This window comes from Prevotella amnii CRIS 21A-A, assembly GCF_000177355.1.
Lineage (GTDB): Bacteria > Bacteroidota > Bacteroidia > Bacteroidales > Bacteroidaceae > Prevotella > Prevotella amnii.
The window spans coordinates 1-6,400 of the sequence record NZ_ADFQ01000096.1; the positions used below are offsets into that span (position 1 = coordinate 1).

4 protein-coding genes are annotated in these 6,400 nt (G+C 33.7%); all 4 read left to right on the top strand.

Features of this window, described 5'->3' with window-relative positions; all coding sequences use genetic code 11:
• Positions 1 to 193 precede the first annotated feature (193 nt).
• The 4 genes from tig to recQ all read left to right on the top strand — a co-directional run bounded on the left by tig (position 194) and on the right by recQ (position 5,952).
• Positions 194 to 1,561 carry a trigger factor gene (gene tig / locus HMPREF9018_RS09005; RefSeq protein WP_008450761.1) on the top strand — a complete coding sequence of 456 codons (1,368 nt, stop codon included), beginning with the start codon at positions 194 to 196 and terminating at the stop codon, positions 1,559 to 1,561.
• A 184-nt stretch (positions 1,562 to 1,745) separates the two neighbouring features.
• Complete coding sequence (clpP, locus tag HMPREF9018_RS09010; RefSeq protein WP_008450762.1) at positions 1,746 to 2,411, top strand: ATP-dependent Clp endopeptidase proteolytic subunit ClpP; 666 nt, start codon at positions 1,746 to 1,748, stop codon at positions 2,409 to 2,411.
• Positions 2,412 to 2,421: 10 nt separating this feature from the next.
• A complete protein-coding gene (gene clpX / locus HMPREF9018_RS09015) occupies positions 2,422 to 3,654 on the top strand; it encodes an ATP-dependent Clp protease ATP-binding subunit ClpX (RefSeq protein ID WP_008450764.1) in 1,233 nt (410 codons plus the stop codon).
• Between the two features lie 114 nt (positions 3,655 to 3,768).
• On the top strand, positions 3,769 to 5,952 hold the full coding sequence (gene recQ, locus HMPREF9018_RS09020) for a DNA helicase RecQ (RefSeq protein WP_008450759.1): 2,184 nt from the start codon (positions 3,769 to 3,771) through the stop codon (positions 5,950 to 5,952).
• Positions 5,953 to 6,400: the final 448 nt, after the last annotated feature.

Here is a 6,400-nt window from a genome sequence, read left to right on the forward strand (position 1 = left end):
AATATAATAAGATAATTAGAATAGAAAATAAATAAGGTTAAGTCAGGGTATATTGTTTTTAGACATTAATAAATTGGCTGTCAATTAAAAAATCATTATCTTTGCACTTTATAATGGTCTATGGCATATTATGTGCTTTTATGTAAAATACGGTTTTAATAATAATAATAAATAATATAATAAACATCTAAAAATGAATATTTCATTTGAAAATCCAGACAAAATTAATGGTTTGATGACCATTACTGTAGAAGAAGCAGACTATAGGGAAGAGGTAAATAAAACTCTAAAGGACTATCGCAAGCGCGCAAACATTCCCGGTTTCCGTCCAGGACAAGTTCCTATGGGGCTGCTTAAACGTCAGTATGGCACACAAATTAAAATGGATGTTGTTAATAAACTTCTTGGAGAGAATTTGCAGAAGTATATTGTTGATAATAAAATTCAGGTATTAGGTCAGCCAATGGCTTCTGAAAAACAAGGGGCAGTAGACTTAGAAAAAGAAGCTCCATATACTTTTATGTTTGATCTTGCAATTGCTCCTGAATTTAAAGCAGCATTAAGCGGTAAAGATAAAATAGACTTTTATGAAATAGAAGTAGATGACAAATTAATAGATCAACAAGTGGAAATGTATCAAAATCGTGCAGGTCATTATGACAAAGCAGAAGATTTTGATATAGAAAAGCGTGATATGTTAAAAGGAGATCTCCGCGAATTAGATGCAAATGGCAATACTCTCGAAGGAGGTATAACGGTAGAGGGTGCAGTATTAATGCCACAATACATTAAAGTAGAAGATCAGAAGAACTTATTTAAAGGTGCCAAGTTAGGTGATATTATAACTTGGAATCCACGCGCAGCATATCCAGACAACGACACAGAAGTATCATCTTTGTTAAAGATTAATAAAGAAGAAATAGCTAACCATACAGGCGACTTCTCTTATCAAATTACAGAGATTTCTCGTTTCGTTAAGGCTGAGAATAATAAGGAATTATGGGAAAACGTTTATGGTAAAGATGCTAAAATAGAAGACGAAGCAGCTTTTCGCAAAGTCATCGCAGACGGATTAGCTTCTCAGCTTGAAATCGATTCTAATTATAAGTTTATCCAAGATCTTCGTTCTCACATGGAAAAGAAGGTTGGGAAGTTAGAGTTCCCTGAAGCTTTGCTTAAACGCATTATGATAGCTAATAATAAAGATAAGGGAGCTGATTTTGTTGAAAAGAACTATGAGGGTAGTATAAAAGAGCTTACATGGCATCTAATAAAAGAGCATCTTGCTGAAGCTAATGATATTAAGGTAGAAGATAAAGATGTCCGCGAGAGTGCTATCCAAATGGCTCGAACTCAGTTTGCACAATATGGCATGACTAATGTTCCTGATGAATATTTAAATAATTATGCTGACGAAATGCTAAAGAAACATGAAAATGTTGATTCTTTTGTAGAAGCTGCTCTCGAACGTAAGCTCGCTGATAAGCTGAAAGGCGTTGTTAAATTGAATAAAAAGACTGTGAGCCTTGATGAGTTTAACAAACTGGTAAACGGCAAATAATATATTTTTTAGAAAATAATCCTTTATAATATATAGAGATTACCGATTTTTTCGTTATCTTTGTGTTAAGTATAATAGGTTATGTCATAACTTTTGGCATAATCTTTAACACTAACACATAAAGATAAAGCGGAGAGGTCAGTAATCTCTATTTGTCTAATTAAACAAAAGGTATAAATAAAACATGAATGATTTTCGCAAATATGCCACACAACATCTCAGAATGAGTGGTATGGTTATAGATGATGTTATAAAAACTCAAAATCAGTATCTTAATCCTTACATTTTAGAGGAACGTCAGCTAAATGTTACCCAAATGGATGTATTTTCACGTCTTATGATGGATCGTATCATTTTTTTAGGTACTCAGATAGACGATTATACTGCCAACACTCTACAGGCACAGCTGCTTTACCTCGACTCAGTTGATTCAGGTAAAGACATTTCTATATATATAAACTCCCCTGGAGGAAGCGTTACAGCAGGGCTTGGCATTTATGATACAATGCAATTTATTTCTAGCGATGTTGCTACTATTTGTACTGGTATGGCTGCATCTATGGGAGCTGTTTTACTTGTAGCTGGTCAGGAAGGGAAACGCTCGGTTTTACCTCATAGCCGTGTAATGATACATCAGCCGCTGGGAGGTGTGCAAGGTCAGGCTTCTGATATAGAAATAGAAGCAAAGGAAATTCAAAAATTTAAAAAAGAACTTTATACAATAATCAGCACCCATTCGCATCAGCCTTTTGAAAAAGTTTGGAACGATAGTGATCGTAACTACTGGATGACAGCAGAAGAGGCAAAGGCTTATGGCATGATAGACGAGGTTCTTGTACGTAAAAAATAATAAGTATTTAATGGCTTTGAATAAATGTAGCTTTTGTGGTAGAAGTGAAAAGGACGTAAAACTTCTTATAAATGGTCTTCATGGATTTATATGTAATGATTGCGCTCAGCAGGCTTATCGAATAGTTATGCAATCTGGCATAGTATCAGAAGAACATACATCATCAGATAATAATAAGAAAATAAATCTTAAGAAAGTCCCAAAACCACAAGAAATAAAAAAATATCTCGATGAATATATAATAGGACAAGATGAGGCTAAACGATACCTATCTGTTTCTGTATATAATCATTACAAGCGTTTACAACAGCAGAAGAAAGATGATGGCGTAGAAATAGAAAAAAGCAATATTATTATGGTAGGTTCTACAGGCACTGGTAAAACCCTTTTAGCACGTACCATTGCTAAATTGCTTGAAGTCCCATTTACTATTGTCGATGCTACAGTGTTTACAGAAGCAGGTTATGTAGGTGAAGACGTTGAGAGTATCTTATCACGTTTACTCCAAGTAGCCGATTATAATGTAGCCGCTGCAGAGCGTGGTATTGTTTTTATTGACGAGATAGATAAGATAGCCCGTAAAAGCGATAACCCAAGCATCACCCGTGATGTTAGTGGTGAAGGCGTACAGCAGGGCATGTTAAAATTACTCGAGGGAACTATAGTTAATGTACCTCCTAAGGGAGGACGTAAGCACCCTGATCAAGATTATATTCATGTAGATACTAAGAATATATTATTTATCTGTGGTGGTGCTTTTGACGGAATTGAACGCAAAATAGCTCAACGCTTAAACACTCATGTTGTGGGATATAATTCTGTACAAAATGTAGCTAAGATAGATAAAGAAGATTTAATGAAGTATGTATTGCCACAAGACCTAAAATCATTTGGATTAATTCCTGAAATTATTGGTCGTTTACCAGTACTTACTTATCTCACTCCTTTAAACAGAGATGCTTTACGCCGAATATTAGTACAGCCTAAAAACTCTATAGTAAAACAGTATATAAAACTCTTTGATATGGATGGCATTAAGCTGAGCTTTACTGATTCGGCTCTTGATTATATTGTAGATAAAGCTGTAGAATATAAGCTCGGAGCACGTGGTTTACGTTCAATAGTAGAGTCAGTAATGATGGACGCTATGTTTGAAATTCCATCACAAAACATTAAAAATTTTGAAGTAACTAAAGATTACGTTATAGCACAGCTAAATAAGTCACATCTCAAAAAGATGTAATTCTAAGGTTTTTAAATAAATAAAGATATTCTAAGTATGTAGTTATGTTACTACATATAAAAAAGTTTGTTTCAACTCTAATATAAAGATAGCAAAAACATTAATCTATTTACAATGATTAAAGAGGTAAATCTTATTGAAAAACTGAAACATTTCTTTGGTTTCGACAACTTTAAGGGTGAGCAAGAGTCTATTATTCTTCATCTTCTTGCAGGCAATGATATTTTTGTATTAATGCCTACAGGTGGAGGAAAGAGCCTATGTTACCAGCTACCTTCACTTATTATGGAAGGAACGGCTATCGTAGTTTCTCCACTTATAGCATTGATGAAAAATCAGGTAGATGTTGTAAACGGTATAAGTGAAACTGATGGTGTTGCACATTTCCTTAATTCTTCTCTTAAGAAAGCAGAAATAGATAGTGTAAGAAATGATATTAGAGTAGGTAAAACAAAGTTATTATACGTTGCTCCAGAGTCGCTTAATAAAGAAGATAATATAGCTTTTTTAAAAACTATAAAAGTTAGTTTTTATGCTATAGATGAGGCTCATTGTATTTCAGAATGGGGACATGACTTTCGTCCAGAATATCGTAAGATACGCACAGCTATCGACGAAATAGGTAAAGCTCCTATCATAGCTCTTACAGCGACAGCAACCGATAAGGTACGAACGGATATTGTGCGCAGCTTAGGCATAGAAGGGTGTTTAGAATTTAAGAGTTCTTTTAATCGCCCTAACCTTTATTATGAAGTACGCTTTAAGAAAAATGAAGATGACACAAATAAGCAGATTATCCGTTTCATAAAGCAACACTCAGGTAAAAGTGGTATCATATATTGTCTGTCTCGTAAGAAAGTAGAAGAACTTGCAGCAATATTAATTGCTAATGATATAAAAGCAGCTGCTTATCATGCAGGTCTTGATTCTGAAACACGCTCTAAAACGCAAGATCAATTCCTTATGGAGGATATTGATGTTATAGTTGCAACAATAGCCTTTGGAATGGGTATTGATAAGCCTGATGTTCGCTTTGTTATCCATTATGACATTCCTAAGAGCTTAGAAGGTTATTATCAAGAAACTGGTAGAGCCGGTCGTGATGGAGAAGAAGGTATCTGCATAGCTTTTTATTCTCGAAATGATCTAAAGAAATTAGAAAAGTTTATGGAAGGAAAGCCTATAGCAGAGCAAGATATTGGGCGACAGTTATTGCAAGAGACAGAGGCATACGCAGAATCTTCAGTATGTAGACGCAAACTTTTACTTCACTATTTTGGAGAAGAATATCCAAAAGATAATTGTGGCATGTGTGATAATTGCCGTAATCCTAAGACACTTATAGAAGCGAAAGACCCTTTAAAGATAGTTCTTCAAGCTATTAAAGAGTTGAAAGAAAATTTTAGACAAGAGTATATTATTGATTTTGTAAAGGGCAGAGCCACCGATGATATTCGTGATCATAAGCATGAAAAACTATTAACTTTTGGAGCTGGCGAAAATATAAACAACAAAGTTTGGAATCCCGTAATACGTCAAGCAATTTTAAAAGGATATATAAAGAAAAGTGTAGAATTATATGGCTTACTAAAAATTACTGCGAAGGGAGAGAAATTTATTAAATCGCCAGAGTCTTTTATGATAGTGCTTGATGCTGAGTTTAAAGAAGATGTCAATGATATTGATAGCTATAATGGAGGATCAGTTTTAGATCCTGAGCTTTTTACTATGCTAAAAGGATTGCGAAAAACAGTTGCACATAAGTTTGGCGTACCTCCGTATGTTGTTTTTCAAGATGTGTCTTTAGAACAAATGGCTATGATGTATCCTATTAACGAACAGGAACTTCAAAACATTCAAGGTGTTGGAGCTGGTAAAGCTAAACGTTATGGCGAAGAGTTCTATAAATTAATACATAAATATTGTAAAGAAAAAGAAATAGAACGTCCTGATGAACTTCGCGTACGAACTGTTGCCAAGAAATCTATGCAGAAAGTAAAGATAATACAAAGTATAGATCGTAAAATTCCTTTTCATGATATTGCTTCTACAGAAGGACTATCATATACAGAATTACTTGCAAAAATAGAAGAAATAGTATATAGCGGGACAAAGCTAAATATAGATTATGAAATAGAAGAAATTTTCGATGATGATCAAATAGAAGATATACATGACTACTTTATGAATAGTACATCTGATAGTATTGATAGCGCTATGGATGAGCTTGATGGTAGCTTTTCTGAAGATGAAATACGATTAGCACGAATAAAGTTCTTGTCAGATATGGGTAATTAAAAGCTTCACTAAAATATCTTTTTTTATTGCTGTCTGGTAAAATGACTATCTTTACTCAGAGTTATATTTTTATTTTGCAAGAACAAGATAACCAAAAGAGATTATATCTCGTGAGAAGCGTTACCCTAAATTATTCTTGCTTTTGCAAAAAAAACAACTATGAGCAAAGCGCGTCATTGTATATGATAATGATAGCAATACTTAAGTATATAAAATAGACAGAAACTACAATATTTTTATACACTTGATACACCTTTATACGGCTGAAAATGATAATATAAAGATTTATTACAAGAACTTATATGCTTTACAAAAGATTCTTACCACATTGTAATTTAGGCAAGTTGTCCTACTATTAACTAGTCGTCCCTTAAAAACTATATTTCAGCATAAAGTTTGTACTGACAAGCTTTATGCTGATTCTTTTTATAAGGCACAAAAGAGCTAT